This is a genomic window from Acetivibrio clariflavus DSM 19732, from assembly GCF_000237085.1.
GTDB classification, from domain to species: domain Bacteria; phylum Bacillota; class Clostridia; order Acetivibrionales; family Acetivibrionaceae; genus Acetivibrio; species Acetivibrio clariflavus.
On record NC_016627.1, the window covers coordinates 1315748 to 1341007 of the forward strand.

Annotated in this window: 25 protein-coding genes, 2 tRNA genes, 1 pseudogene and 1 riboswitch; of the genes and pseudogenes, 26 read left to right on the top strand and 2 right to left on the bottom strand. The window is 36.5% G+C overall.

Annotation, left to right across the window (positions count from 1 at the left end; all coding sequences use genetic code 11):
• Nucleotides 1-55: 55 nt before the first annotated feature.
• The 6 genes from CLOCL_RS05470 (at nucleotide 56) to ribH (ending at nucleotide 6135) form a co-directional block, all read left to right on the top strand.
• On the top strand, nucleotides 56-1654 hold the full coding sequence (locus tag CLOCL_RS05470) for a cellulase family glycosylhydrolase (protein ID WP_027622710.1): 1599 nt from the start codon (nucleotides 56-58) through the stop codon (nucleotides 1652-1654).
• 83 nt (nucleotides 1655-1737) lie between these two features.
• Complete coding sequence (locus CLOCL_RS05475; RefSeq protein WP_014254416.1) at nucleotides 1738-2127, top strand: secondary thiamine-phosphate synthase enzyme YjbQ; 390 nt, start codon at nucleotides 1738-1740, stop codon at nucleotides 2125-2127.
• A 66-nt stretch (nucleotides 2128-2193) separates the two neighbouring features.
• A riboswitch (FMN riboswitch) is annotated at nucleotides 2194-2349 on the top strand.
• Nucleotides 2350-2509: 160 nt separating this feature from the next.
• Complete coding sequence (gene ribD, locus CLOCL_RS05480) at nucleotides 2510-3604, top strand: bifunctional diaminohydroxyphosphoribosylaminopyrimidine deaminase/5-amino-6-(5-phosphoribosylamino)uracil reductase RibD (RefSeq protein ID WP_207636331.1); 1095 nt, start codon at nucleotides 2510-2512, stop codon at nucleotides 3602-3604.
• Nucleotides 3605-3672: 68 nt separating this feature from the next.
• On the top strand, nucleotides 3673-4329 hold the full coding sequence (locus tag CLOCL_RS05485) for a riboflavin synthase (RefSeq protein WP_014254418.1): 657 nt from the start codon (nucleotides 3673-3675) through the stop codon (nucleotides 4327-4329).
• A gap of 90 nt (nucleotides 4330-4419) precedes the next feature.
• Nucleotides 4420-5622, top strand: a complete 1203-nt coding sequence (locus tag CLOCL_RS05490) for a bifunctional 3,4-dihydroxy-2-butanone-4-phosphate synthase/GTP cyclohydrolase II (RefSeq protein ID WP_014254419.1) — start codon at nucleotides 4420-4422, stop codon at nucleotides 5620-5622.
• Nucleotides 5623-5667: 45 nt separating this feature from the next.
• Nucleotides 5668-6135, top strand: a complete 468-nt coding sequence (ribH, locus tag CLOCL_RS05495; protein WP_014254420.1) for a 6,7-dimethyl-8-ribityllumazine synthase — start codon at nucleotides 5668-5670, stop codon at nucleotides 6133-6135.
• Nucleotides 6136-6226: 91 nt separating this feature from the next.
• Here ribH and CLOCL_RS05500 read toward each other — a convergent pair whose 3' ends face one another.
• Nucleotides 6227-6850, bottom strand: a complete 624-nt coding sequence (locus CLOCL_RS05500) for a PilZ domain-containing protein (RefSeq protein ID WP_014254421.1) — start codon at nucleotides 6848-6850, stop codon at nucleotides 6227-6229.
• Between the two features lie 343 nt (nucleotides 6851-7193).
• Between CLOCL_RS05500 and CLOCL_RS05505 the strand changes: the two genes are divergently transcribed.
• The 17 genes from CLOCL_RS05505 (at nucleotide 7194) to CLOCL_RS05590 (ending at nucleotide 20974) form a co-directional block, all read left to right on the top strand.
• Nucleotides 7194-7268, top strand: a tRNA-Gly gene (locus CLOCL_RS05505).
• Between the two features lie 40 nt (nucleotides 7269-7308).
• A tRNA-Gly gene (locus tag CLOCL_RS05510) sits at nucleotides 7309-7382 on the top strand.
• A 235-nt stretch (nucleotides 7383-7617) separates the two neighbouring features.
• A complete protein-coding gene (gene hprK / locus CLOCL_RS05515) occupies nucleotides 7618-8550 on the top strand; it encodes an HPr(Ser) kinase/phosphatase (protein WP_014254422.1) in 933 nt (310 codons plus the stop codon).
• Nucleotides 8551-8565: 15 nt separating this feature from the next.
• On the top strand, nucleotides 8566-9291 hold the full coding sequence (locus CLOCL_RS05520) for a phosphatase (protein WP_014254423.1): 726 nt from the start codon (nucleotides 8566-8568) through the stop codon (nucleotides 9289-9291).
• Nucleotides 9292-9367: 76 nt separating this feature from the next.
• Nucleotides 9368-10282, top strand: a complete 915-nt coding sequence (gene murB / locus CLOCL_RS05525; protein WP_014254424.1) for a UDP-N-acetylmuramate dehydrogenase — start codon at nucleotides 9368-9370, stop codon at nucleotides 10280-10282.
• A 52-nt stretch (nucleotides 10283-10334) separates the two neighbouring features.
• Nucleotides 10335-11207: an RNase adapter RapZ gene (gene rapZ / locus CLOCL_RS05530; RefSeq protein ID WP_014254425.1), complete on the top strand. Its 873-nt coding sequence runs from the start codon at nucleotides 10335-10337 to the stop codon at nucleotides 11205-11207.
• Nucleotides 11207-12463 carry a gluconeogenesis factor YvcK family protein gene (locus tag CLOCL_RS05535; protein WP_014254426.1) on the top strand — a complete coding sequence of 419 codons (1257 nt, stop codon included), beginning with the start codon at nucleotides 11207-11209 and terminating at the stop codon, nucleotides 12461-12463. The genes rapZ and CLOCL_RS05535 overlap by 1 nt, the downstream gene beginning before the upstream one ends.
• A 99-nt stretch (nucleotides 12464-12562) precedes the next feature.
• Nucleotides 12563-14536: an amylo-alpha-1,6-glucosidase gene (locus CLOCL_RS05540; RefSeq protein WP_014254427.1), complete on the top strand. Its 1974-nt coding sequence runs from the start codon at nucleotides 12563-12565 to the stop codon at nucleotides 14534-14536.
• A gap of 84 nt (nucleotides 14537-14620) precedes the next feature.
• Nucleotides 14621-15574, top strand: coding sequence for a DNA-binding protein WhiA (whiA, locus tag CLOCL_RS05545; RefSeq protein ID WP_014254428.1), 954 nt, complete (start codon nucleotides 14621-14623; stop codon nucleotides 15572-15574).
• Nucleotides 15575-15838 (top strand): HPr family phosphocarrier protein, encoded by a 264-nt coding sequence (locus tag CLOCL_RS05550; protein WP_014254429.1) that lies wholly within the window; start codon nucleotides 15575-15577, stop codon nucleotides 15836-15838.
• A 313-nt stretch (nucleotides 15839-16151) separates the two neighbouring features.
• Nucleotides 16152-16487, top strand: a complete 336-nt coding sequence (spoIIAA, locus tag CLOCL_RS05555) for an anti-sigma F factor antagonist (protein WP_014254430.1) — start codon at nucleotides 16152-16154, stop codon at nucleotides 16485-16487.
• 12 nt (nucleotides 16488-16499) lie between these two features.
• A complete protein-coding gene (gene spoIIAB, locus CLOCL_RS05560) occupies nucleotides 16500-16937 on the top strand; it encodes an anti-sigma F factor (RefSeq protein WP_014254431.1) in 438 nt (145 codons plus the stop codon).
• Nucleotides 16938-17222: 285 nt separating this feature from the next.
• Nucleotides 17223-17969, top strand: a complete 747-nt coding sequence (gene sigF / locus CLOCL_RS05565) for an RNA polymerase sporulation sigma factor SigF (protein WP_014254432.1) — start codon at nucleotides 17223-17225, stop codon at nucleotides 17967-17969.
• A 432-nt stretch (nucleotides 17970-18401) separates the two neighbouring features.
• Nucleotides 18402-18845: a stage V sporulation protein AC gene (spoVAC, locus tag CLOCL_RS05575; RefSeq protein ID WP_014254433.1), complete on the top strand. Its 444-nt coding sequence runs from the start codon at nucleotides 18402-18404 to the stop codon at nucleotides 18843-18845.
• Between the two features lie 9 nt (nucleotides 18846-18854).
• A complete protein-coding gene (spoVAD, locus tag CLOCL_RS05580; protein WP_014254434.1) occupies nucleotides 18855-19874 on the top strand; it encodes a stage V sporulation protein AD in 1020 nt (339 codons plus the stop codon).
• Nucleotides 19875-20025: 151 nt separating this feature from the next.
• Nucleotides 20026-20397, top strand: a complete 372-nt coding sequence (gene spoVAE, locus CLOCL_RS05585; protein ID WP_014254435.1) for a stage V sporulation protein AE — start codon at nucleotides 20026-20028, stop codon at nucleotides 20395-20397.
• 13 nt (nucleotides 20398-20410) lie between these two features.
• Nucleotides 20411-20974, top strand: a complete 564-nt coding sequence (locus CLOCL_RS05590; protein WP_014254436.1) for a stage V sporulation protein AE — start codon at nucleotides 20411-20413, stop codon at nucleotides 20972-20974.
• A 236-nt stretch (nucleotides 20975-21210) separates the two neighbouring features.
• Here CLOCL_RS05590 and splB read toward each other — a convergent pair.
• Nucleotides 21211-22257 (bottom strand): annotated as a pseudogene (splB, locus tag CLOCL_RS05595) (spore photoproduct lyase).
• A gap of 621 nt (nucleotides 22258-22878) precedes the next feature.
• Here splB and CLOCL_RS05600 point away from each other — a divergent pair.
• The 3 genes from CLOCL_RS05600 (at nucleotide 22879) to CLOCL_RS05610 (ending at nucleotide 25240) form a co-directional block, all read left to right on the top strand.
• The gene (locus CLOCL_RS05600; protein WP_014254437.1) at nucleotides 22879-23343 is read left to right on the top strand and encodes a chemotaxis protein CheX; all 465 of its coding nucleotides are present in this window, start codon (nucleotides 22879-22881) and stop codon (nucleotides 23341-23343) included.
• A 244-nt stretch (nucleotides 23344-23587) separates the two neighbouring features.
• Nucleotides 23588-24082, top strand: coding sequence for a tRNA (uridine(34)/cytosine(34)/5-carboxymethylaminomethyluridine(34)-2'-O)-methyltransferase TrmL (gene trmL, locus CLOCL_RS05605; protein WP_014254438.1), 495 nt, complete (start codon nucleotides 23588-23590; stop codon nucleotides 24080-24082).
• Between the two features lie 45 nt (nucleotides 24083-24127).
• Nucleotides 24128-25240 carry a M20/M25/M40 family metallo-hydrolase gene (locus CLOCL_RS05610; protein WP_014254439.1) on the top strand — a complete coding sequence of 371 codons (1113 nt, stop codon included), beginning with the start codon at nucleotides 24128-24130 and terminating at the stop codon, nucleotides 25238-25240.
• The last annotated feature ends 20 nt before the right edge of the window (nucleotides 25241-25260 follow it).

The following is a 25260-nucleotide window of genomic DNA, read 5'->3' on the forward strand; positions in this document are numbered from 1 at the left end:
TATTAAAATGCAATGGTTTTTAGGGGGAGGATTAGTAATAATGAAAAGTAGATGTATGAAAAAGGCATTAAGCATAATTTTGGCATTAGGTATGCTATCTTCATTTTTTATGTCATCAGGTATATTCAGTGGTTTTTCACTGACAGTAAAGGCACAGGAACCGGACAATAATGATGACTGGCTCCACGTGGAAGGAAATCAGATTGTCGATATGAACGGAAATCCTGTTTGGCTGACAGGTACAAACTGGTTTGGCTTTAATACCGGAACCAATGTTTTTGACGGGGTATGGAGCTGTAATATGCGTGAAGCCCTGACAAAAATGGCAGACAGAGGTATTAATTTTCTCAGGATTCCAGTATCGACAGAGATTCTGACCGGATGGAAGAACGGAAAACCGGCTATGCCCAGAAGTTTGAATGATTACGTGAATCCGGAACTTAAAGGTCTTAACAGTCTTGAACTTTTTGATTTTGCCCTTGATGTGTGCAAAGAAGTAGGTATTAAAGTGATGGTCGATGTACATAGCCCAAAATCGGAAGCCATGGGACACAATTATCCTGTATGGTATGATGAGACTTATGACACTGAGGCATGGATATCGGCATTGGAATGGCTTACTGAAAGATATAAAAACGATGATACCATTCTTGCCATTGATCTTAAGAACGAACCTCACGGAAAGCCTTATGAGAAGCTTATGGCAAAATGGGACAATTCCACTGACATCAACAACTGGAAGTATGCCGCAGAAACTTGTGCTAAAAGAATCTTAAAAATCAATCCCAATCTGTTGATAGTTATAGAAGGGGTTGAAGTCTATCCAAAAGAAGGCTATGATTACACTGCGGTGGATGAATGGGGCAAGGAAAGCCGTTATTATTACAACTGGTGGGGTGGAAACTTAAGAGGAGTAAAGGATTATCCCATAGATTTAGGCCAATATCAAAAACAGGTGGTTTATTCACCCCATGACTACGGTCCTTTGGTACATAAACAGCCATGGTTTTATGACGGTTTTACAAAGGAAACACTTTACAATGACTGCTGGAAGGATAACTGGGCATACATTTATGAAGAGGGAATTGCACCCCTTTTAATTGGAGAATGGGGAGGATACATGGACGGAGGTCCTAATGAAAAATGGATGATAGCTTTAAGGGATTATATTGTTGAGAACAGAATTCACCATACCTTCTGGTGTTATAATGCAAACTCGGGAGATACCGGAGGACTTGTAACCCACGATTTTATAACTTGGGAGGAAGACAAATATGAGCTGTTAAAACCGGCACTATGGCAGCATAACGGAAAATTTGTAAGTTTGGACCATAAAGTGCCTTTAGGGTCTAACGGAATTTCGTTAAGCGATGTTTATGGTGATGCAATACCGACTCCAACCAGGGCTGATGTTCCCACACCTACCGTTTCTTCACCCGTAACTTTGGTTTATGGAGATTTAAATGGCGATGACGACTTCAATTCCATTGATTTTGGATTGTTGAAATTGGTCCTGCTGGGGTTAAAATCTCGGACAGAAATAAATGAGAAAGCGGCAGATGTTGATGGAAACGGTCATATAGATTCTATAGACTATGCTTTGATGAAACAGCGTTTGCTTGGTATTATTAAAAAATTTCCTGTTGAGAACTGAGTGCAACCGTGAGAAGCCATATAATACAATATAAGCTTTACATCACTTTTCAGAAGTAATATACTATGTCTGAGGTGATGTATATGCACAAAATAAGTGTTAGAACTCCGTCAAGGACGGCGATGGTTGATATAACTTCGAAAATACAGGAAATTGTAAGAAAAGAGGGCAAGGAATCGGGGATATGCCATATATTTGTTCCCCATACTACAGCAGGGCTGACTATAAACGAAAATGCAGACCCCGATGTTGTAGACGACATTTTAAAAGAAATAAATAAAATAGTTCCCTTCGAAGACGGATACAGACATTGTGAGGGGAACTCGGCTGCCCACATAAAAGCAAGCTTGTTTGGTTTTTCACTGCAGGTTATGATTGAAAATACCCAATTGGTTCTGGGAAGATGGCAGGGAATATATTTTTGCGAGTTTGACGGTCCTCGGAACAGGGAAGTGTATGTAAAAATAGTTTAATGGCTTTGTTGACACTGAACATATAGTGTGTTATATTCAATGATAATTAAATAAATAATAGTAGTATATTATCTTCAGGGATAGGTGAGAATCCTTACCGGCGGTAGGCAATTAAATTGCGAGCCCGCGAGCCTTATGGCAGATCCGGTCAAAATCCGGAGCCGACAGTGTATTGTGTTTGTATTTTATAAACACAATGAGTCTGGATGGGAGAAGATAATTTGCTATTCATTATGTGAATGGTAAAGTATCCCTGGAATAAATAACCCGGGATTTTTTTGTGTGCAGTGCAAAGTATAAAAACTAAGTTAAGTAAAAGGATTTATATATAATATAAAGATGTAAGGCTGATGAAAATAATATAAAGGTAACGGTGATTTCTTTGAATAAGAATGAGTACTATATGGAAAGAGCTATTGAACTGGCCAAAAACGGATGGGGAAGGACTAATCCGAATCCGTTGGTTGGAGCGGTAATTGTCAAAGATGATAGAGTAATTGCCGAGGGATTTCATGAAGCTATCGGCTGTGACCATGCTGAAGTGTCTGCCTTCAAAAATGCAGTTGAAGATGTGGCAGGCTCAACTCTGTATGTCAATTTGGAACCTTGTTCCCATTACGGAAGAACTCCCCCCTGTGCAAAAGCTATAGTTGAAAAGAAAATAAAAAAAGTCGTAATTGCTATGATTGACCCCAACCCGAAAGTATCGGGAAAAGGAGTACAAATGCTTAAAGATGCAGGTATAGAGGTGGAAGTAGGGATTTTGGAGGATGAAGCCAGAAAGCTGAATGAAATATTTATCAATTATGTTACAAAGAAAAGACCTTTTGTAATTTTAAAGACAGCTATGACTTTAGACGGAAAAATTGCGTCGTCCACCGGGGATTCAAAATGGATAACATCCGAAGAATCAAGGGCTTATGTGCATATATTAAGAGACAGGGTTTCGGCTATAATGGTAGGAATAAATACAGTTATAAAAGATAATCCCATGCTTACCACAAGACTTGAGCAAAAGGTTGGAAGCGACCCCGTAAGAATAATTGTGGACAGTAAAGGGATTATTCCTATGGATAGCAAGGTTTTGTGCAATGATTCAAAAGCAGGAGTTATATTGGCTACCACATCCCGGATACACGAAGAGAAGGAAAAGCAGCTTATTGATAATGGTGTAACGGTAATTAAAGCGGAAGGCGAAAACGGCTGTGTAGATCTTAAAAAGCTGATGCAGGAATTGTATAAGCTCGAAATTGACAGTGTGCTTTTAGAAGGTGGCGGAACTTTAAATGCAGCAGCTTTTGAATCGGGTATTGTGGATAAGGCCATGTTCTTTATTGCCCCAAAAATATTAGGAGGAAAGGATGCAATTACACCGGTTGAAGGTAAAGGCATACAATCGATGAGTGAAGCATTGAAGCTAAAAAATGTTTCATTCTCAAAATTTGGGGAAGATATACTTGTGGAAGGTTATTTGTAGAGTGAATATGCCTTTTATTATTTTTACAAAAGGATAAATTCCTTATATGTTATTCAGAGGTGCGGTTTATGTTTACTGGTATAGTTGAGGAAATAGGAATTGTAAGGAGAATTGTTTTCGGTAGTAAATCAATTAAGCTTTCAATACAATGTAGCAAAATAATGGATGATGTTAAACTGGGGGATAGTATTGCTGTAAATGGGATTTGTCTTACTGTGGTGGACAGAAAAAGTGATGAATTTACAGCCGATGTTATGCCTGAGACAATGAGAAAAACAGGATTGGGAGAGCTTAAGGTAGGATTTGTAGTGAATCTTGAACGGGCTTTAAGATTGTCTGACCGGCTTGGCGGACACATAGTATCCGGTCATATTGACGGCACAGGTGTGATAATGGACAGAGTACGTGAGGATAATGCTATTTGGCTTACAATAGAAGCAGGCAGGGATATTTTAAAATATATTGTTATGAAAGGCTCGGTGGCATTGGACGGAACCAGTCTTACTGTTGCATATGTAGATGATAAGTGTTTTAAAGTTTCCCTGATACCGCATACTGCAAGCATTACAACTTTAGGTTCGAAGGAAGTTGGAAGCAGGGTAAATATTGAGTGTGACATGCTCGGAAAGTATGTTGAAAAACTGCTTCTTGTCAATGTCTCAGAACAAAACAGCAAGTCGAAGGATATTTCCCTGGACTTTTTGATAAAAAACGGATTTGCATAAGTTCCTCTTTCAGCATGAGTGAAAAAACTAAGGAGTTTTTGAACCTAAAGGCAGAAAGAATAAGTTCACTTTTGAATGGAGGTATATTCAATGAAATTTGACAAGATTGAGGATGCTATAGAAGATATAAGGCAGGGCAAAATGATAGTTGTTGTCGACGATGAGGATAGGGAAAATGAGGGAGACCTTGTAATGGCTGCCCAGCTGGTAACTCCGGAAAGCGTTAATTTTATGGCAAAATACGGAAGAGGACTGATTTGTGCTCCTCTTACTGAAGCACGGACGAAAGAGTTGGGCATTGATATAATGGTAAAAGAAAATACAGAGCAGATGAAGACTGCTTTTACGGTATCGGTAGACCATAAAAGCTCAAAAACAGGAATTTCAGCCTTTGAAAGGGCAAAAACAATAAAAGAGCTTACAAATCCGGATGCAAAGCCGTCTGATTTTGTTCAGCCGGGCCATGTATTTCCGTTGGTTGCAAAAGACGGAGGAGTTTTAAAACGAGCAGGCCACACTGAAGCCGCTGTTGATCTGGCGAGACTTGCAGGTCTTTTCCCGGCCGGCGTTATTTGCGAAATTATGAATGAAGACGGAACCATGGCAAGGGTACCGCAGTTGATGGAATTTGTCAAAATTCACAATTTAAAAATTATTACCATAGCCGATTTGATAAGCTATCGGAAAAATGCAGAAAAGCTTATAAATAAGGCAGCAGAAGCTAAGCTTCCCACAGAATACGGTGATTTTAGAATAATTGCCTTTGAAAATATAATAAGCGGTGAGCACCATGTGGCATTGGTTATGGGAGATGTGAGTGACGGCAGCAAACCTGTTTTGGTGAGGGTACATTCCGAATGCCTTACGGGAGATGCTTTTCATTCATTGCGATGCGATTGCGGTGAACAGCTGGATGCGGCAATGAGAGAAATTGCAAAGGAAGGAAGAGGAGTTCTGCTGTACATGCGCCAGGAAGGAAGAGGAATAGGTCTGGTAAACAAAATTCGTGCCTATGAGCTGCAGGATAAGGGGAAAGATACTGTTGAGGCGAATATACTTTTAGGATTCCCGGCGGATATGCGGGACTATGGAATAGGCGCTCAGATATTATATGAATTGGGTATAAGAAAGATCAGACTCCTTACCAATAACCCGAAAAAACTGGTGGGACTTTCCGGCCATGGACTTGAAGTTGTTGAAAGAGTACCGCTTCAGATAAAGGAGAACGATGTTAACAGGTTTTATTTAAAAACAAAAAAAGATAAAATGGGCCATATGCTAAATGATTTATAATATAAAAATCATCTAAATTTATAATATTATCAGGAGGAAGATAATATGGGTATAAAGACAAACGAAGGCAAACTTATTGCCACAGGATTGAAATTTGGAATAGTGGTGGGGCGTTTTAATGAATTTATAAGCAATAAACTGTTGGGAGGAGCAATTGATGCTCTTATAAGACACGGAGCGGAAGAATCAAACATAGAGGTTACATGGGTACCGGGTGCTTTTGAAATACCTTTGACTGCATCCAAAATGGCAGCTTCAAAAAAGTTTGATGCTATAATATGTGTCGGTGCTGTAATAAGGGGCTCAACACCGCATTTTGATTATGTTTCCAACGAAGTATCGAAGGGAATTGCAAAAGTATCTTTAGATACTGGAATACCGGTTATTTTTGGAGTGCTGACCACCGATACAATAGAGCAAGCTATTGAAAGAGCCGGAACAAAAGCAGGAAACAAAGGTTATGATGCGGCAGTAACTGCAATTGAAATGGCTAACCTTTTAAAAAGTCTATAGCTATTAATATTAAACAGCAGTATTGAAAATTGTAAAATGTAATAAAGCGATGGGCATAATGGTCCATCGCTTTTATAATATATTAAAACAATTATTTTAATTCTTTAAACTTTTTAATGGATTCCTCCTGCTCTTTTTTGAGTAACATCAGATACTTTTTCAGGAGATTTGGAGTATGTACATCAGTATATATAATTTTTAAGCCGTATTCGAAATTGTAAGCCTCTTTTACCTTTCTTATTACAGTAGCTTTAAGATTGATTTTAATTCCCGAACCGGCATGTATTTCGAATTTAAGTTCCTGGTATAAGGGAAAATCAGCCTTTGAAAATATCATCATTCCTGAATAGCTAATATTTTTTACAATAGCGAGGTGCTTTTTTTGAGATTCGCCAATTCTTGCTTCAGCGTACAGTGATACGGGAAATCTGACAAAAAGTCTTTTATTGGTGGTGGTTTCATAACTGTCAATTTTCATTTCAATTGTATTCTGATCTTTATTCAAATTGAGAATTGTACAGCTTGAAATGTAAATTTCATTTTCCGATTCAGAGCCTAGTACTAAAGGATCGCCTTGCGAGCAGTTGAGAAGAGCTATGTCTTCAAGAAGCCGGACTTTTACAATTTCATTCTGATATTCCAGTACCAGACTCTTAAACAGCTTTGTCCCGGAGAAATGACGAACGGATACAATATCTCCTGCCTTAATTTCCATTAATATCACTCCATTACAGTTATTGAAGTAAATACATGAAAAGCTCTGTTGGTACTAATAAGAAGCTAGAAAAAAGAGACAGCCTATAATTTTATAATATATCATAAAAACGTGAATAACAAGACAAAATTAAAACTACGTAAACTATTGTATAAAAATAATAACATATTGTAAAGCTATCTGCAAGCGAAAAAGAAAAACAAGCTCTGAACAATGACAGAAGTGCAAAATCTGTAGATAAGTGCATGTTTGGTATAAAAAGGAAATAAATAATATTAAAAGAAGTATTGACAAAGTATTTATTAAACTGTATAATCATTTTTGCAATTGAAAATGCTTATGTGCGGGTTTAACTCAGCGGTAGAGTGTCACCTTGCCAAGGTGAAAGTCGCGAGTTCAAATCTCGTAACCCGCTCCAGTATGGTAGGATATTTTTAGAGAAATATCCTACTTAATTTGCGGGTGTAGTTCAATGGTAGAACCTCAGCCTTCCAAGCTGATTGCGTGGGTTCGATTCCCATCACCCGCTCCAAACGAAAAGCCTTTAAAAAAGGCTTTTTTATTTTATCTAAGTTTATCCAATGCTGGAATAATAAATTTTCCATTAAAACCTGGAGATACATTGGTGCATATTTCCTGCCTTTTTAAAATCCTTCCCTTTAGAAGGCATACAGCCAAAAATTGATGTTTGAAGGTCTTGAAATTTTAGTTGGAATAAAAAATTATTATGTTATAATAAATTGTGTATAAAGATGGGGGGGATTTTAATGTTTTCTGTTACATTAAGAGAAGTTATGGATGAATTTCAGCTTGAAGATATATCAAATTGCAAAAGGATTGATGATATTCTTATTACCTCATCGGATATAAATCGTCCCGGTCTTCAGCTTGTCGGTTATCTTGAATATTTCGGTAACGACAGAATTCAGATAATAGGTAAAGTTGAGACAACTTATTTGGCAACTATGTCTAAAGAAGAACGCTATAAGAGATTGGACGAGTTTTTTAAATGCGGTTTTCCATGTATGGTAGTTGCCCGAGGTTTAGATGTTTTCCCCGAAATGATAGAAGTATCGCAAAAATATCAGATTCCAATTCTTAGGACAAAAGATGTTACTTCCAGATTTTTAAGCGGACTGATCAGATACCTTAATGTGCAGTTGGCACCGAGAATAACCAAACATGGTGTATTTGTCGAAGTATACGGTGAAGGTATTTTGATTCTGGGAGAAAGTGGAGTAGGTAAGAGCGAAACGGCTCTTGAACTTGTGAAAAGAGGACACAGGCTTGTAGCTGATGACGTTGTGGAGATAAGAAGAGTGTCCGATAAATCCCTTGTTGGAACGGCGCCTGATATAATAAGGCATTTTATTGAAATAAGGGGTATAGGAATTTTGGATGTTAAAAACCTTTACGGTGTCGGTTCGGTAAAAGTTACCGAGAATATAAATTTGGTTATACAGTTGGAGTTTTGGGATGAAAGGAAAAACTACGATCGTTTGGGACTAGTAGATGACTATACAAATATCCTTGGAATAGATGTACCTTGCCTTATAATTCCTGTAAGACCCGGAAGAAATTTGGCCATTATTGTGGAAGTGGCAGCAATGAACAACCGTCAGAAGAAAATGGGATATAATGCAGCTAAGGTACTGAATGAAAGAGTATTGGGAGAAATTAATAAAACTGCGCAGGAATAAAATGGAGGGAAAAAGTTGAAATTTGTAGTTGATACACATACACATACAGTAGCCAGCGGTCATGCTTACAGCACTGTTCAGGAAATGGCTAAGGAAGCTTCAGTTAATGGAATTGAGATGTTTGCCATAACTGACCACGGTCCGGCTATGAAAGGTGGACCGCAACTATTTCACTTCAGCAATTTGAAGGTTATCCCGCCTGAGATTTACGGAGTCAGGATCTTGAAAGGTGTGGAAGCTAACATAATAGATTATAACGGAAATTTGGATATGCCTGATGAGTATTTGAGAAGACTTGACTTTGTAATTGCAAGCTTACATGATGTATGTATTGAACCGGCTTCAAAAAAAGAACATACCAATGCTTACCTGAACCTTATGAAAAATCCCTATGTAGATGCTATTGGGCATCCCGGTACGCCCAAATTTGAAGTGGATGTTGAAAAGGTTGTATCGGCTGCGAAGGAATATGGCAAATTTATTGAAATTAACAACACTTCTTTCAGAGTAAGAGCCGGTTGTGAGGAAAATTGCATGGAATTTGCCCTTGAATGCAAAAAACAGGGAGTAAAAATAGTGTGTGGAAGTGATGCACATATAAGTTTTGATGTGGGGAAATTTGAAAAGGTGTATAATTTGCTTGAAAAGATTGATATGCCGGAAGAACTTATTATGAATACAAAGGTATCCAATTTTGATGAATTTATTGAGAATAAAAGGAAAAGAATAAGAAAAGGCTGATTTTATTCTATTAAACAACAAACAAAAGTAGAATATATAATAGGTATGTTGCAGCAAAAATAAGGAGCTGGAGTAATTGGAAAAGGGAAGATATATAAAGCTTTTGGGGAATATTGCAGGAGAAGAAAATGTTAAAGTGGATGAACCTATGAGAAATCATACATCTTTTAAAATCGGAGGTCCTGCAGATTTCCTGGTTACGCCTTGTTCTGTACAGAGTTTATGTGAAGTTATTAAGTTATGTAAAAAAGAAAATTTGCCGATTTTTATTATGGGAAATGGAACAAATCTTCTTGTGTCCGACAAGGGAATAAGAGGGGTTGTTGTTAAAATATACGATAATCTGAACTGGTATGTCGTAAAAGAGAATTGCATAGAAGCCTATGGAGGTATATTACTTTCAAAACTTTCGGACATTGCTCTTGAAAATGAATTGACAGGCTTGGAATTTGCTTCGGGTATACCGGGAACGCTGGGCGGTGCTGTGGCTATGAATGCAGGAGCCTATGGCGGTGAAATGAAGGATGTTGTTGTTGAAACCGAGTTTATTGACAAGGATGGAAATTTAAAAAAAATTAAAGGAGAAGAACATCAATTTGGCTATAGAACAAGCTTTATCCAAAAGCAATCAGCTGTTGCGGTTAAATCGGTTATCAAGCTGAAAAAGGGAGAAAGGGCGGCTATTAAGGCATTAATTGATGATCTTACAGCAAGGCGTCAGGATAAGCAACCTTTGGAGATGCCCAGTGCCGGCAGTGTATTTAAAAGGCCGGAGGGTTACTTTGCAGGAAAATTAATTGAAGATTGCGGGCTTAGAGGATTCAGCATTGGCGGTGCCCAGGTGTCGGAGAAGCATTGCGGATTTATTGTAAATAAGGGAAATGCGACCTCAAAAGATATATTGGATTTAATTAGACATATACAGAAAACTGTAAGGGAAAAATTTGGCGTTGAGCTGCAGACAGAAATAAAAATAGTGGGAGATTATTAGAGTTTTTAATGCCTCAACTGTAAATTTTTTTGTTAATTGATAGGAGGTACAAATGAAGTTTTTAATTATTACAGGGGTTTCTGGCGCAGGGAAAAGTTTAGTGGTAAAATACTTGGAAGATTTAGGCTTTTTTTGTATTGACAATTTACCTCCGGTATTAATACCAAAAATTGCTGAAATATGTATGCAGAGCAGGGGAAAGTTAAATAAAATAGCGTTGGTTATCGACATCAGGGGTGGTGAGCTTTTTAACGCATTATTCCCTGAGCTTAATGCCTTAAAAGAATCGGGTTTGTCCTATGAGATATTATTCCTTGAGGCATCGGACAAAGTATTGATAAAAAGGTTTAAAGAGAGCAGAAGAATTCATCCTCTTGCGCCTGAGGGAAGGCTGATGAAAGGTATAAATCAGGAGAGGGAACTTCTAAAAGAAATAAAGCGGATTGCAACTTATGTGGTGGATACTTCAAATTTAACTCCAAGACAGCTGAAAGAAGAAATATGCAACATATTCGTCGAAGGAAAAAAATTTGACGGTATGATTATAAATATAATATCCTTTGGATTTAAATATGGAATTCCCATAGATTGCGATTTGGTGTTCGACGTAAGATTTATACCGAACCCTTATTACATTGACAGTATGAAAAAACTGACCGGAAAAAATGATACCGTTAGAGAGTATGTGTTAGGATTTAACGAAACGAAAGGATTTTTATCAAAACTTTATGATATGCTGGAGTTTTTGATTCCCGGTTATATAAAGGAAGGAAAATCACAGCTTGTTGTAGGAATAGGCTGTACTGGAGGAAGGCACAGATCGGTTGCAATTTCTGAAGCTTTATTTGCTTATCTTTCAGGAAAAGGACATAGAGTGGTTATTGAGCACAGAGATATTGATAAGGACGGCAAGGGGGGGAAATGATGAAACTTCTCAATCTGGTAAGATGTTGCAGCAAAAGTCGTATATATTTATTACTGGGAGTCACTGGAATATTTAACATACTATTGGGAAGTTTTTTTATTTTTAAATGCAGCGGTATTTTTGAAGCGGTATTGCCTTTTATTTCAATATTGATAGGTTTTATTTTAATATATCTTTTCTTCCGGTATTTAAGAAAAATAAGCAAAATCTATGCTTCAAAAGTTTCTTCGAAGACTGCAGAGAGTGACGGTGATGGGTTTTTAAAAGACGCAAAAATTGTTGTAATCGGAGGAGGAACCGGCCTTTCTACAATGCTGAGAGGGCTGAAAGAATATAGCTCAAATTTGACAGCCATTGTAACGGTAGCTGATGATGGAGGTGGCTCGGGAATTTTACGACAGGATTTGGGAATGCTACCTCCCGGTGATATACGTAACTGTATTTTGGCATTAGCGGATACCGAGCCGGTTATGGAGAAGCTCCTGCAATACAGGTTTACTGACGGCATGCTTAAAGGACAGTCCTTTGGGAATCTTTTTCTTGCTGCCATGAACGGAATTTCTGAAAGTTTTGAGGAAGCAGTAAAAAAGATGAGTGATGTTTTGGCAGTGACCGGAAGGGTTTTACCTGTTACATTGCAGGATATAAAACTATGTGCAGAGCTTGAAGACGGCTATATAGTAAAGGGAGAGTCGAAGATTGGTGAGCACAACAGTTTTCACAAGGGAAAAATAAAAAGCGTATATCTTGAACCTTTGCTTATAAAGCCTTGCCAGGAAGCCATTGATGCGATACTTGACGCAGATATGATTGTTTTGGGGCCTGGAAGCCTCTATACCAGTATAATACCTAATCTTCTTGTACCCGGAATTGTAGATGCTATAAAAAAATCCAAAGCCATAAAGGTCTATGTATGCAATGTTATGACACAACCGGGAGAAACGGAAGATTATACGGTATGGGAACATATAAGAGCCATTGAAAAACATTCTTATAAAGGGCTTGTTGAATATTGCATTGTAAATTCGGCACCGATTCCCGATGATTTGAAGAAAAAGTATCAGGAAGAAGGTGCAGCTGCTGTGGCCATAGATGCAGATGTGCTTGAAAGACATGGAATAAAAGTTTTGTATGACGATTTTGTTTGTATAAATAACAATTATATTAGGCATGATACTAAAAAACTTGCAAAAGTAATTATGGATCTTTGGGAGAACAAGTGCTATTGCGGAAGAAATATGGAAAAAGTGGTTTGATATGAGCATAAGTCCTGATAACTCCTGGGATAGACAAAGCTTCAAAGTGAAAATATAGTCAAAGTTATATTTTCATCAAAATAAAAAGGAGGATAGCACATGAGATTCGGCAAATCGAGTTGGAGGACTTTTGAGCAAGGGATTCAGAAAGAGTGGCTGCTTACAAACGGAATTGGAGGATTCGCGAATTCTACCATTGTAGGAGTTAATACAAGAAGGTATCACGGTCTTTTAATTGCATCATTGAAACCACCGGTTAGCAGACATTTGATTTTGTCTAAAATAGATGAAAGTATAACTATTGGGGATGAATCCTTTGACTTGTTTTCCTATGAAGTTCCGGGTTTTATAATGAAGGGTTATCATTATATGGAAGGCTTTGAAAGAGAGCCGCTTCCTAAGTTTATATTCAGAGTGGGAGATGTATATATCGAAAAAACGGTAAGCATGGTATATGGCGAAAACACTGTGGCGGTGGTGTATTATGTTAGAAATGGAGAGGAAAGTATAAATTTACGTCTGACACCGCTGGTAAATTTCAGAGATTACCATCACTGTTCCAGAAAGGAAAACTTAAACTTTTACAAAAGTGTGGCAGGGAAAGATTCGGTAATACTCCGACCGCAGAATTATGATATTGACATTACCCTATTTTGCAGTGAAGGCGAATTTAAGCCAATGGACTACTGCTGGTTCTATAATATGGATTATTCTATTGAAAGGGAAAGGGGTATGGCTTCAACGGAAGACCATTATATCCCGGGATATTTCGATATAAATATTGAACCTAACGAGGAAAAGTATATAACTGTAATTGCAACAGTGGAAAAAGAGCTGAAATTGAAAGATGGCCTAAAAATTATTGGCAATGAGATTGAAAGACTTGAGGCATTAGTGAAAAAGGCAGGATATGATGATGAACTGTCTAAAATTCTTGTCAGGAGCGCTGATAGTTTTATTGTTCACAGGGAGTCAACAAATGCTAAAACCATAATTGCAGGATATCCATGGTTTACCGATTGGGGAAGGGATACCATGATAGCACTGCCCGGTATCACTCTTGTAACTAAGAGGTTTGACGATGCAAAGGATATTCTCTACACCTTTTCAAGATATGTCAAGGACGGTCTGATACCCAATATGTTCCCCGATGAGGGAAATGAACCGAGCTACAATACAGTGGATGCCCCTTTATGGTATTTTGAAGCAGTAAATAAATATATATCTTATACAAAAGATTATGACTTTGTTAAAGATAATATATATGACGGATTAAAGCAAATAATAGACTACTATAAAAAAGGTACAAAGTTTGATATCAGAATGGATGATGACTTTTTAATTACGGCGGGAAATGAGCATACTCAATTAACCTGGATGGATGCGAAGGTTGGAGACTGGGTTGTAACTCCAAGGCATGGTAAGGCGGTAGAAATCAATGCACTTTGGTACAATGCTTTAAGGATAATGGCTGAACTTTCGGAACGTTATGGAGACAGCAGCAAAAGTTACATTGAACTGGCGCAAAAAGTTAAGGAGTCCTTTGAGAATAAATTTTGGAACAGTGAAAAGGAATGTTTATATGACTGTCTGACTCCAAACTATAAAGATGATAAAGTGCGTCCAAACCAGATTTTGGCTGTAAGCCTTTCCTATCCCGTTATTGAAGGTGAAATGGCAAAGAAAGTGGTTAACAAGGTATACAAGGAATTGTATACCGCCAACGGACTTAGAAGCCTTTCGCCCAAGTGCAGAGAATATGTGGGAATATATATCGGTGACCAATACAGAAGAGATGGAGCATACCATCAGGGGACAGTTTGGACTTGGCCTTTAGGGCATTTTATAACAGCATATCTGAGGGTAAACAATTATTCCGATAAATCCAAAAAAGACGCAATGAGTTTTATTGAAGCAATTAAGGATCATTTGAAAGATGCATGTATCGGTTCAATTTCGGAAATATTTGACGGTGATGAGCCGTTGATTCCAAGAGGATGCTATGCACAGGCGTGGAGTGTTGCAGAGATACTTAGAGCGTATATAGAGGAAGATTTGAATAAAGGCATATAAAAACACTTAAATGAGTTGTACTGGAGTTTTTTACAGAAATAAGATATAATTTCATTACAATTTGTTTTGATTGAGGTGTGCAAATTGTCGTTTTCATCTTCTGTTAAAAACGAACTATGCAGGTCTGATGCAAAGAGCAGATGTTGTAAACATAGCGAGTTGGCAGCTGCCATAAGATTAAGCGGTTCCATAAAAGTTGTAAATCAATCCGAGGTTTATTTAAAAATATCTACTGAAAATGCTGCTTTTGCCAGACGCATATTTTCATTATTTAAATCTTTGTATGGTATAAATGCTGAAATAAGTGTAAGAAGAAGCAAGAAACTGAAAAAGCATGTTTTGTATATATTGGTTTTGACTTCTTCAATGGGATTAAATAAGATACTGAAAGATGTTAATATTGAGCTTATAAATGCTTCTGAAGTTAATTACACAGCCTATGATTTGGACAAGAAGAGGAAATGCTGCAAAAAAGCGTATCTTAAAAGTGCTTTTCTTGCAGCAGGTTCAATGAGTGACCCTGAGAAAACATACCATTTGGAGATTATTAGCCATCAGAGGGCAATTGCTGACGAAGTAAATTCTTTGATTGTTTCTTTCGGCCTGAACTCTAAAATAATAAAGCGTAAAGGTTACTATGTGGTGTATTTGAAAGAAGGAGAAAACATTGTAGACTTTTTGAATATAATAGGCGCCCATAGTGCACTTATGGAACTTGAAAATGTTCGAATAATCAAAGAAATGCGTAATAACGTTAACCGTATAGTCAACTGTGAGACGGCTAATTTGCAGAAAACGGTGGATGCATCCATAAGGCAGGTTGACAATATAAAGTACATAAGGGATAATCTTGGTTTTGACAAATTGCCGGAAAATCTTAGGCAGATAGCTGAGCTAAGGCTTGAATACAGTGATGCAAGCCTTAAGGAGCTGGGAGAAATGTTAACCCCTCGTTTGGGTAAATCGGGAGTTAACCACAGACTTAGAAAACTGGATGAAATTGCGGAAAATACTAGGTTGATGAAAGGAGAGTTATGAATGGTTGAAAAGACTATTGAAATAACTAATCCATCAGGTTTGCATGCAAGACCTGCTGCTTTGTTTGTTCAGACGGCAGGGAAATTTACCTCAAATATCTGGATTAAGGTGGGCGACAAAAAAGTAAATGCCAAAAGCATAATGGGGCTTATATCTTTGGCAGTTTCAAAAGGAACATCAATTACTATTATAGCAGATGGAGAAGATGAAGAACTGGCAGTGAATGAAATAATTGACCTGGTTACATCCGGTTTTGGAGAATAAATATATAAAAGCTAATATCAAAAATATTTCAATGCATAAAGTAGCAGGACCGTTTAATTTGGCGGTCCTTTATTTTTTTTAACAAAGCAGATAAAAGAATGCTAAAAATTTTTTAAATGTTTAAATTTAGAAGGAGAAATTTGGGAAATAAAGAATGAAAATAATTGCATATGTTATGATATTTGTTAAAATTATAGGTCTGCTGAAATAATTTGCTTTGTGAATATTGGATTTATAGAATTGATATACAGGATTTTGATTTAATACATCAGCAGGCTTTTTTCGAAACGGACGGACAAAAGGGGGATATAAATTGAAAGTAAAAATTTCTTATAAGGGAAATACATTAATTGCAGGAATCATTGGCGAACTTGACCATCATACCGCGGAATATGTAAGGGAAAAAATTGATTCTGAACTGATTAAGGCTACAACCAAAAATGTTATATTTGACTTTTCAAAAGTAACCTTTATGGATAGTTCGGGAATTGGTGTAATAATGGGTAGGTTCAAAAACGTCAGTAAATTAAGCGGAAAGTTGTCAGTTGCCAATGTTAATTCTCATTTAATGCGAATTTTTGAAATGTCGGGGTTACTAAAAGTTATACCCGTCTATGATAATATAGATACAGCTATTAAAAATATGTAAAGGGGAATTGTAATGCAGCCTATAAATTATATGAAACTGGAATTTTCAAGTAAATCAAGCAACGAAGGGTTCGCCAGAGTAGTGGCAGCAGCTTTTGTGTCACAGGTAGACCCGACTATAGAAGAAATGGCCGATGTAAAAACGGCGGTATCGGAAGCAGTAACTAATGCTATTATACATGGATATGAAAAAACAAGCGGATTGGTAAGGATGGAATGTATTTTATATAGTGATGGTGTGGAGATAACTGTAGAGGATGACGGACAGGGTATTCCCGATGTCAATTTGGCAAGACAGCCCATGTATACATCCAAGCCGGATATGGAAAGGTCAGGCATGGGTTTTACAGTTATGGAAAGCTTTATGGATAGAGTAGAGGTTATATCGGAAGTGGGAAAAGGGACTAAGGTTACCATGTACAAAAAATTCAAATCATTGGAAAAAGAATAGGATAATTTTAATGCAGATTGGCAAAAATTATAAATGAGTTAACAAAAAATGGTTAATAAAGTTTATAAAAAATATTGGGAAATATTATTTTATGTGAATAGATAGTTTCAGTATGGAAATAATTAGAATATGTTAAGTAAAATATATGACTTTTATTGACTAGTATTAATAGTCTTTGCAACAATACCATCCTTTGTGATGTGTATGGAAAATAAAAACATAATTAAATTAAATTAGAATAAATGTTTTTATAATCTAAAAAATTGTGCGTGTATGGGAGTTGCTATGGACGAATTACTTGATATGGAAACTCTGGAATTGGTAAGAAAAGCAAAATCAGGTGATAAACAGGCTCAATCTATTTTGGTAGAAAGAAATGTGGGCCTTGTGTGGAGCATTGTCAAGAGATTTCAGAACCGTGGGTATGATACCGAGGATATATACCAGATAGGTTGTATTGGCCTTATTAAAGCCATAAATAAGTTTGATGATTCTTATGATGTAAAATTTTCAACTTATGCTGTGCCAATGATTATTGGGGAGATAAAAAGGTTTATCCGGGATGATGGCATTATTAAGGTAAGCCGTTCTCTAAAGGAGTTGGCCAATAAAATTAGGGTTACAAAGGAGATTATGACCAAAGAACTGGGAAGAGAACCCTCGGTAAGTGAAATTTCCAAACGTCTGGATGTTCCAATGGAGGAACTGGTTATGGCAATGGAGGCCAATTGTTCACCGGAATCGCTATATAATACAGTTGGGGATAGCGATAGCTCAAATGTCCTTTTAATCGATAAACTTAACAATGAAAGCAACGATGAAGAAGTTGACCTTGTTGACAAAATAGACTTGAGAATGGTTCTTAATACACTAAATCCAAGAGAAAAACAGATAATAGTACTTAGATATTTTAAAGAGAAAACCCAGGTTCAAATCGCAAAAATGCTCGGAATATCACAGGTACAGGTTTCGAGAATTGAAAAGAAAATATTGGATGAGATAAAGAGAAAAATAAAATATGTAGAGAAATAAAATACTAAAATACATAACAAAATGGAATATGAGTAAATAAATCAATTGTAAGAAATATTAAACAATATGTTTTTGCATATTGTTTTTTTATTTTTACAATACTAATCAATATAATGGTTTATTAAATGCAATTTAAGTGAAGACTATAACAAAATAGCTTTAGGAGTGAGTAACATACCATGAATGACCTTTTACTGAAGCATAAAACTCTAATCTTTTTTATTAGTTTGATTATAATTTTTCTATTTTTGCTTATTGTTTATTTGATGCCTCATTCCACAAAAATTCCTTCAAAAGGAGTTTTTGTCTTTGGAAATGGCTGCGATTTACAGAATACATACCACAGCTTAGATTTTCAAATAAAATAGCTGTATTGCTGTGGTAAATGTATTGATATTTTCTCACAAATATTATTGGCAAATGGAGGTAAAAATGCAGAAGACATTAACAAAAAAAGAATATCAGAAATATGTTGACGAAAAATCGCCCAACTCAAAAGTTTTGAGAAATGTGGCCAGGGCTTTTGTAGTGGGCGGAACTATATGTATAGTCGGTCAGTTTATTAGCAATTTACTGAAAATGAAAGGTTTAGGTCAGGATGAAACTGCAAGTCTTACCTCTATACTTATGATATTGATTGGCGCATTATTGACAGGATTAAATGTTTATGACGATATAGGACGTTTTGCAGGAGCAGGTTCTATTGTACCTATAACAGGTTTTGCAAACTCCATAGTATCGCCTGCGATGGAGTTTAAAAGCGAGGGATATGTTATGGGGGTCGGAGCGAAAATGTTTGTTATTGCAGGACCCGTACTTGTATATGGAATTTCTGCATCGGTAATTGCAGGAATAATTCATTTTTTATTAAAGTGAGGTGTTTAAATGGCTACTAAAAGGATAGGTAAACAGACGGTAAAATTGCAAAATCCTCCAAACATTATTGCAACTGCATGCATCGTAGGTCCAAAAGAAGGAGAAGGACCATTGCGTTTGTATTTTGATGAAATCATAGATGATGAGCTTTTTGGTGAAAAGACCTGGGAAAAAGCTGAGAGCAAACTAATGAGGGAAACTTTTGCGAAGGTACTGAAGAAAGCCAATAAGACCGCAGAGGATATAGACTATATAATTGCTGGAGACTTGCTAAACCAATGTTTGGCTGCGAATTTCGGCCTTAGGGAATCGGAGGTGCCGTTTTTGGGTGTCTATGGTGCCTGCTCCACGATGGCTGAATCTATGAGTATTGGTTCAATGTTAGTGGATGGAAATTTTGCCGATAATGTTGTCTGTCTTACTTCAAGCCATTTCTGCTCAGCAGAAAAACAATTCAGATTTCCTTTGGAGCTTGGAACCCAAAGACCGCCAACTGCTCAATGGACGGTTACAGGTTCCGGTGGGGTGGTCATTTCCAATAAAGGAAACGGTCCCTATATTACCCATATAACAACGGGAAAAATTGTTGATATGGGTATAAAGGATGTAAATAATATGGGTGCTGCCATGGCTCCCGCTGCAATGGATACAATTGTAAGTCATTTTATGGATACCGGATTTACACCGGAAGACTATGATTTAATTGTTACAGGAGACCTTGGTGCTGTAGGAAAAGAAATATGCGATGAGCTTACAAGAGAACAGGGATACAACATTAGCAAAGTATATAATGACTGTGGCCTGATGATATATGATCGACAAAAACAGGACACTCATGCCGGAGGAAGCGGCTGCGGCTGCTCGGCAACGGTATTTGCCGGCTTTATTTATAAAAAGCTTATGGAACGTGTTATAAATAAAGTCCTGTTTATTGCTACCGGAGCACTGCTCAGTACGACAAGCTCACAGCAGGGAGAATCTATACCTTGCATTGCGCATGCTGTAAGTATCTCAAATACAATATCTTAAATTAAAAAAGGGTGTATATAATCATAAAAACTGTGCTTCCTTAATAAGTGGCCGATAACACTTGAAGAACTGCCGACTTAATCTATTGGAATTATATAACTGTCAATTAAAAAACGATTTGAGGAAAATAAAGAAAAAGTAGGGGATGAAAATGGGCGGAAACATTTTTAGCTATATAAATGCTTTTATTGTTGGAGGCATTATTTGTGCCGCCGGTCAAATACTTATTGATAAAACAAAACTTACTACAGCCAGGATTCTTGTAATATTTGTAACTACAGGAGCCATTTTGGGGGCCCTTGGAGTGTATCAAAAATTGGTTGAAATTGGCGGAGCAGGTGCTACTGTTCCTCTGACTGGTTTTGGATACAACCTTGTGAAAGGTGCGTTTAAAGATGTGGAAAATACAGGACTTTTAGGTGCGTTCACAGGAGGAGTGAAAGCAGCGGCAGCCGGTATAACTGCAGCAATCTTTTTTGGCTATCTGACTTCAGTTGCTTTTACGCCAAAAGCAAAAAGGTAGGGGAATGAATAATATGGAAAAGCGAAAAGTTATACTGGTTACGGATGGTGATGATGTGGCCAGAAGTGCAGTTGAACTGGCAACATACAACATTGGAGGCAGGTGTATTTCAGCTTCTGCGGGCAACCCCACACCATTATCGGGTTCGGAAATTATAGAACTTATTAAATCCGCACCGCATGACCCTGTAGTTGTTATGGTGGATGATAAAGGAATGAAGGGTAAGGGAAAAGGTGAACTTGTTATGGAAACAATTATGAAAGATGACAGTATTGAGGTTTTAGGAGTTGTAGCTGTATCGTCAAACGGAAGAGATTGCAAAGGATTACCCTTAACTTGTTCCATAACGAAAGACGGCAAAATCGTAAAAAATGGTGTGGATAAGTATGGAAATGAAATTCCCAATAAAAAAATTTGTGGAGATACTTTGAGTATATTAAAGGATATGAAGGATGTTGTTATAGTTGGTATCGGAGATCCGGGGAAAATGGATACCATGGATGAAATTACAAAAGGCTCACCCATAACAACAATGGCATTGAAAGAAATATTGAAAAGAAATGGTTTGGCTCAGTAAGCCCATTACATGATTAAAGCCAACGATTAATAATAAAACTGAATATGCACTTTCTGCCGTTTGTATATATTGTGAAAAAATAGGACATTTTAGCTGTAACTTATTAATTTTGGATCAATAAAATTGATTTTAAGTAAAACATGGTTTGGAGCAATAGCTGAAATTGGTTTAAAAGCTAAAAAGGAGGGCGGCGAAAGTGCCTATTTTATTTGAATAGTTCTTAGGGTATGACTTTTCTATGTATAATACTCAATTATCGAATCGGGAAAATAGTTTTTTATCAGCATGGAGATATATTCTTTGATCTCGTTGGAAATTTCAGGAGGGTAAATGTATTTATATCTTCCGTACATTCCCCATTTTTGAGCTCTTTTTGATTCATCCATATCAAGTCTGTTGTTGGGAAATCTTTTATTTATAACATTTTAAGCCACAGTAGTAAATCGATGCTGGATTAATTCAAAAGTAACAGCATCTTTGCTATCTTTTATATTTCCAAGGTTCAATTTTTGGGCAAGCTTTTCAAACAATTCCTTGTATTGCTCTTTCCAGTTATCGTAGACCATTATGGGTGCTATAATAAATCCCAAGGGGTAACCGGCATTTAAAACTTTTACTGCTGCTTCAATTCTTTCGTAAAAATTTGCGGTATTATGTTCAAAAGTATCGATGACATATTTTGAGTTTATACTGAATCTAAAACGGGTGTGACCGTTGTGTTCAATATTTAGCAGAGAATCTACGTTATTGAATTTTGTAGATACTCTCAGTCTGCCGTTTTCGAGTTTTCCGAAAAATTCTATTGTTTTTGCAAGGCTTCCTGTGAAGTGCTCGACTGCAAGAGGGTCTCCGGAACTGGCAACTTCAAAAGAAGTTATATTATTGTTGTTTTTATATATGTATTTTATTATTGTATTGAATATATCTTCAATGTTAACATAAATCTTTATATAAGGTTTAAAAGATTGCGTAGTGTGAAGGTAGCAGTATTCACAATTTCCGGGACAATTAGTTACAAGAGAAAAACGATAATCTGCAGAAGGTTTGCAAATATCAAGATTAAGAGCCTTCTTTATTGTAATTACCAATGTCTTCTTAGCATGCGAATATTTTTGGTTTTCTGTTTCACCCGGAATGGAATTGAGTACCTTTTGAATTGGGGCTTTTATTATTTCTACGTTTTTAGATTCAAAAAAGTGAAAAAGTTTTTGTCCTAAAGGATAATTCAAAGATACAGGTTCAAAGAAAACTCTTTCAGGGAAAAAAAGTTCCATTTTAAACATCCTTCCGATTGACGTTTATAATTGTAGTATTGTATTGTTGGCCTTTTTTTATTCAAAGCTTTGCAAGTAAAATTATTAAGTTTCCATAAATGGTAAAAGATTTTACTTAAGAAAATTTACATAAAATATTATTTGGAAAGTAAGTTTACTTACTGTTTGAAATTATAAAATAACGATTTTATTAGGTTTTGAACAATAAAGAATTGGGGCGGATAGTTATATTTGGCGTTATTATATAAGTTATACTGTATGATAATATAATAATAATCAAATAAGCTTATTTCATCATGGATTGTTAATTGACATAATAATATTATTTTTAAAAATTAATATGAAAAAAGAAGGATTTTAAGGGATATTTATAGAATATTAAAAAAGCTATTGTCTTAGTTTTTATGTAAGTTGAAAAGTTTATTGATAATTATAACATCTTTTCATACTTATTCCTAAATAAGCTTGATTTCCAATGACTAGTACCAAGAGACGGGTAAGATTATGGCCCGTTTGGTTTTGAAAAGTTAAAGCCTGTATTAACTGGAAACACCAATTGTATTTTTAGAAATACATGTATCTTAAGATTTTTTTATTTTTAGAATTATGTATAGAAGGTGGTATAAACTTATGAATGTGGAATATATAAACCCTTTCATAGAAGCTAGCCAAACAGTATTGAAACAGACGGCAAATATTGATGCAAAGCTCGGAAAGGTTTTTTTGAAAACTTCTCCCTATAAAAGTGACTGTGTTGTAATTATTGTTGGCTTAACTGGCAAGATGAGAGGTCAGGCTGTATTTTCCATGACTAGAAATATTGCTATGTATATAGCATCTGCCATGATGGGTGGTGTGCCTATTAATGAACTGGATGAAATGGCTAAAAGTGCTATATCAGAGCTTAGTAATATGATTTTAGGAAATGCTGCCACCATTTTATATAAAAAGGGAATAGGAGTAGAGATTACACCACCTTCGCTTTTAATGGGTGATAATTTGCAGATTTCCACAAATAAAATGAAAACCATTTGCATACCGCTGATATTTAACGATGAACAGCAGATGGAAATAGATATTTCTGTAGTTGAATAGTATCAATTAATACAGTCGATGATAGTGCCACAATTTTATTCCGGGTATGATTATAAAAAAATATAAGGATTATCTTTTGAAAAGGAACAGCAGAAGTGATCCGGTAAGTGAAAGATGGTTTGATAAAGCCATCTTTTTTTGCACTTTTAAGTAGTTTAATTTTAATATATAATCAAAATGTTTATAATAGTTTATTAAACATGTTAGTTATAATTGGTATATAATTGTTTCGGGAGGAATTGAATTGGCTGTTAATATAGTGTTGGTTGAACCTGAAATACCTCAGAATACAGGAAATATAGTCAGGACATGTGCTGCAGTCGGTGCAAAACTGCATTTGATAAAGCCTTTGGGTTTTTCTGTTGAAGATAAATATTTGAAGCGTGCAGGTCTTGATTATTGGAATGAAGTTGATATATTTTACTATGACAGCTTTCAGGAATTAAGGGAAAAGTATCCCGATTCTTTATTTTACTATGCCACAACAAAAGCTTTAAAAACCTATGCTGATATTAAGTACCCGGAAGATTGCTTCTTAGTGTTTGGAAAGGAAAGTAAGGGTCTGCCGGAAGAACTGTTATTAAAGAACAAGGATTATTGTATAAGGATTCCGATGAAGGGAGATATTCGATCCCTCAATTTGTCCAATTCGGTTGCAATTATTGTTTATGAAGTTTTAAGGCAGAGCAATTTTAAAGGTATGACAGTGCAAGGGAAGCTGACAAAATACGAGTGGTAAATATATATTATATTATTAATTATTATATATGTGAGGTAATTAGCTATGGTAAACAGGCAGAGAATGGTGGATGAATTTCTTGAGTTGGTCAGGATTGACAGCTTAACTTATAAAGAAAAGGAAATGGCAGAATGTTTGAAAGCTAAACTTAGCAATATGGGGCTTTCTGTCGAGGAGGACGATGCAGGAATTAAAATTGGCGGAAATTCCGGAAATTTGATATGTAAGATTGATGGAAATAAAAGTGTTCCTGCTGTGTTGCTGATGGCACATATGGACACTGTAACTCCGGGAATAGGGAAAAAGCCTGTAATAGACGGAAATATCATAAGAACCGATGGTACCACGGTATTGGGCGGCGATGATGCTGCTGGCATAGAATGTATCCTTGAAGCAATAAGAGTTTTAAAGGAGAACAATTTGCCCCACGGAGATATATTTGTAGTATTTACCGTTGCCGAGGAAGGCGGGCTGTGGGGAGCCAAAAATCTCGATATAAGCAGGATTAATGCCAAATATGCCTTTGTAATGGACGATGGAGGAAATATAGGACATGTGGCAGTTAATGCGCCGGCACAGAATAAAATTGATGTAATAGTGACCGGTAAGGCGGCTCATGCGGGAATGGAGCCGGAGAAGGGAGTCAGTGCAATACAGATTGCTGCAGAAGCTATATCAAATATGAAGCTCGGCAGAATTGACGATGAAACTACTGCCAATGTTGGAGTAATAAACGGGGGGCAGGCAACCAATATAATATGCGACAAAGTAGAGATAAAAGCAGAAGCAAGAAGCCGTGATATGATAAAACTCCAAAGTCAGACAGAGCATATGAAAGAGTGTTTTTATAATGCAGCACAAAAATATGGAGGCAGTATTGATTTTAAATCGGAACTGTTATATCCTTCCTTCAGCATAAGTGAGCAGGATGATATAATAAAAATACTGAAAGAGGCTTCAAAAAAAGCCGGAGTTGAACTTGTACTGGAAGCTACCGGTGGAGGAAGCGACACAAACATTATAAACAGCAAGGGAATAAAAGCTGTGGATGTAAGTGTAGGTATGGACAAAGTACATAGTGTTGAAGAGCAGATTTGCATTGATGACTTGGTAAAAGCGGCAGAATTTTTGATTGCGATAATAACATCGATTAAATAAATTTTATGTGCTGTTTATGC